Source organism: Microbacterium sp. Leaf351 (genome assembly GCF_001423825.1).
Classification (GTDB): domain Bacteria; phylum Actinomycetota; class Actinomycetes; order Actinomycetales; family Microbacteriaceae; genus Microbacterium; species Microbacterium ginsengisoli.
In genome coordinates this window covers 141,664-144,828 of sequence record NZ_LMPK01000002.1, presented here as the reverse complement: position 1 = coordinate 144,828, position 3,165 = coordinate 141,664, and the positions used below count along the sequence as shown (strand labels likewise).

The following is a 3,165-nucleotide window of genomic DNA, read 5'->3' as shown; positions in this document are numbered from 1 at the left end:
CCTCGGTCGCCGGCACGTCGGCAGTCGGCGCCTCGGCCGCGGCGATCAGCTCGAGCGGGCTCGTGCCGAGCGCCACCGCGATGCGGCGCAGTGATCCGAGGCTCGGTTGGGCGAGTCCGCGCTCCAGCTGGCTGAGGAACGGATGCGACAGCTCGGTCGCGGTCGCGAGCTGCACGAGGGTGAGCCCGCGGGCCTTGCGCAGTCCGCGCACGTGCGCGCCGAGCAGTCCCGCCGCAAGCAGATCGGATGCCGCGGCACCCCCGACGATCGCGGGTTCGGCGCTCACGCGCTACACGCCCCGCTGGCCCTGCATGCCCATCCTGGCCAGCACCACGTTCTCGATGATCTGGATGACGTTGTAGAGCACGAGCGCGACGGCGGTGACCCCGGCGATCGACGCCCAGACGGCGTTGTACTGCGCCTGCGACAGGTAGCCGCCGATGCTGCCGCCGACACCGCCGCCGACCGCCAGCCATTCGGCGAGCAGTGCGCCCGTGATGGCGCCGGGCACGGAGATGCGCACGGCCGCGAAGAACGCCGGGAGCGACGAGGGCATCGCGACCTTCATGAGGCGCGCGAACGAGCCGCCGCCGTAGACGGTGACGAGGTCGTTCATCTGCGGTGCGGCGGATTTCAGGCCGAACGAGATGTTCACGAGCGCCGGGAAGAGCACCACGATGCCGCCGATCACCGCGATCGACCAGACCTCGCGACCGAAGATGAGGATGATCACGGGTGCCATGGCGACCAGCGGCACCGACCTCAGCAGCATGGCGATCGGCATGAGCGCGTGCTCGGCGCCCTTGCTCAGCTGGAAGATCATGGCACCGACGAGGGCGACGAGGAGGCCCGCGATGAAGCCGACGACCGAGTGGGCGAGGGTCTCGCCGATGGTCGCGAAGATCTTGTCGCGGTTGGTCGCCGCGGCGGGAACCACGAACAGGTAGTTCCAGACGTCGAGCGGGCCCTTCGCGACGAACTTGGAGACGTTCAGCAGCGACAGGGCGCCGGCCCACAGCACGATGACCGCGACGATGGTGCCGACGAAGTTCACGACGCTCCACAGCAGCGCGCGCAGCACGCTGCGCCGCGCCTGGGCGCGCAGGGTACGGGTGAGGTCGGTGGCGGACTCGGATGCCGCGACGGCCGTCGTCATGAGCGCCCCTTCGACCAGGGCGCGATCGCCCGCGAGATGAACCCGACGAGCACGTAGCCGAGCATCGCCACGAGACCGCTCAGCAGCGCGATCGCCCACACCTGGGGCGCATTGAGCTGCTGCTGCGCGATGACCATGATCACACCGACGCCCACTTCGACCTTGCCGAAGAACTCACCGAGCACGGCGCCGAGGAACGCGGCCGGAACGGCGATCTGCAGGGCGTTGAGGATTGCGGGAAGGGCGGCGATGAGACGCACCTTCACCAGCTGCGTGAACTTCGACCCACCGTAGACCGTGACCACGTCGAGGCTCGACTTGTCGGCCGACTTGAGGCCGAGCAGCGCTCCGACGACGGTCGTGAAGAAGACCGAGAGGGCGGCGAGGAAGATCGCGGTGCCCGAGGGCTGCCCGATCGGCGGGGCGCCGATGAGCACCACGGCGATCTGGCCGAGCGCGACGATCGGAACGCAGTAGGTGAGGATCGCCAGCTGCATCGCGACCGACTCGAGGCGCGGGACGACGAGCACGACGGCCGCGAGGAGCAGCGCGAGCACGTTGCCCCAGAGGTATCCGATGCCCGCTTCCGCGAGGGTCACGGCGAAGTTCTTCGCGTAGAAGTCCCACCCGGTCTGCGCGATAGTGACGACGACCTCGAGCGGCGTCGGGATCGGCCGCAGGCCGGTCGGGGTGACCCAGGCGAGCCCGACGATCCACCACACGATCACGAGGGCGACGCCCCCGATGAGCCCCGTCATCCACGGCGGGAGACGGACGTCCTCGAACGTGACGCCGCGGCCCTTCGTCGGGGAGTCAGTGGTCATCGGTGGCTGCGCCTCCCNCGGGGGTGCGCGGGCGGGGGAGGTCGATCGTCATGACCTCCTTGATGCGTCCGGGCCGCGGGCTCATGACCGCGACCTGGTCGGAGAGGAAGATCGCCTCGGAGATGCCGTGCGTCACGAGCAGGGTCGTCGCGGGCTTCTCGGTCCAGATGCGCAGCAGCTCGAGGTTCAGGCGCTGCCGGGTCATGTCGTCGAGCGCGCCGAACGGCTCGTCGAACAGCAGCACCTGCGGCTTGAGGATGAGGGAGCGGGCGATCGAGACGCGCTGGCGCATGCCGCCCGACAGCTGCGCGGGCTTGGCCTTCTCGAAGCCCTTGAGACCGACGAGCTCGATCATCTCGGTGACGTAGTCGTTGTCGACCTTCTGTCCCGCGATCTCGAACGGAAGGCGGATGTTCGACAGCACGCTGCGCCACGGCATGAGGGCCGAGTCCTGGAAGGCGATGCCGAGCTTGTGGTCGCGGCGGAGCTCCTTGGGGCTCTTGCCGTCGACGCGAGTGGTTCCGCTGGTGGGCTGCTCGAGCCCCGCCAGGATGCGCAAGATCGTCGACTTGCCGCATCCTGACGGGCCGAGCAGCGACAGGAACGTGCCCTGTGCGGTGTGGAGGTTGGCGTCCTGCAGCGCGACCACGTTCTTGCGGCCGGTCGTGAAGACCTTGTTCAGTGCGGTGATCTGAAGGCCGGTGCCCAGGTTGTCCTGGGCACCGGTCACGACAGCGGGCTGCGTCACGACGCTCTTCTCCGTGTGGTGGTGCTGATTACTTGGCGTACTTCACGAGGCCGGGGTTCTCCTGGTAGACCTCGGTGAGCAGCGACATGTCGAACAGGTCGGAGGCCTTCAGGGTGATGCCGGCGCCCGAGAGCGACTTGATGGTTGCATCCTGCAGGGTCTGCGAGATGGTGAACAGGCCGTTCTGCGCGGTCTCGTCGGAGACGACGAGCTTCTGCGCCTGCTCGGTCGCACCGGCGATCGAGTTGGTCAGGTCGAGTCCGAGGTCCTTGCCGTAGGTGTTGACGGCGAGCTCGGCGCCGGCCTGCGGGTTGTTGACCGCGTCGGACCAGCCCTGGATCTCCGCCTTCAGGAACGCCTTCAGCTTGTCGCGGTTCTTCGCGATCTGGTCGTCGGTCGTCGTGATGGTCTCGGCGACGAACGGCAGGCCGTTGTCG

5 protein-coding genes are annotated in these 3,165 nt (G+C 68.4%); all 5 read right to left on the bottom strand.

The genetic code is table 11. From position 1 onward, the window contains the following. Positions 1-286: helix-turn-helix domain-containing protein (locus tag ASG00_RS15590; RefSeq protein WP_200930817.1), on the bottom strand; the 286-nt coding region annotated here is incomplete at its 3' end. A gap of 3 nt (positions 287-289) precedes the next feature. Then, positions 290-1,156, bottom strand: coding sequence for an ABC transporter permease (locus tag ASG00_RS01215; RefSeq protein ID WP_045247995.1), 867 nt, complete (start codon positions 1,154-1,156; stop codon positions 290-292). Then, a complete protein-coding gene (locus ASG00_RS01210) occupies positions 1,153-1,980 on the bottom strand; it encodes an ABC transporter permease (RefSeq protein WP_082482961.1) in 828 nt (275 codons plus the stop codon). Before ASG00_RS01210 ends, ASG00_RS01215 begins: the two co-directional genes overlap by 4 nt. 18 nt (positions 1,981-1,998) lie before the next feature. Continuing rightward, on the bottom strand, positions 1,999-2,629 hold a 631-nt coding region (locus ASG00_RS01205; protein WP_235559042.1), incomplete at its 3' end, for an ABC transporter ATP-binding protein. 127 nt (positions 2,630-2,756) lie between these two features. After that, complete coding sequence (locus ASG00_RS18730; RefSeq protein ID WP_327037455.1) at positions 2,757-3,113, bottom strand: hypothetical protein; 357 nt, start codon at positions 3,111-3,113, stop codon at positions 2,757-2,759. Between the last annotated feature and the right edge of the window lie 52 nt (positions 3,114-3,165).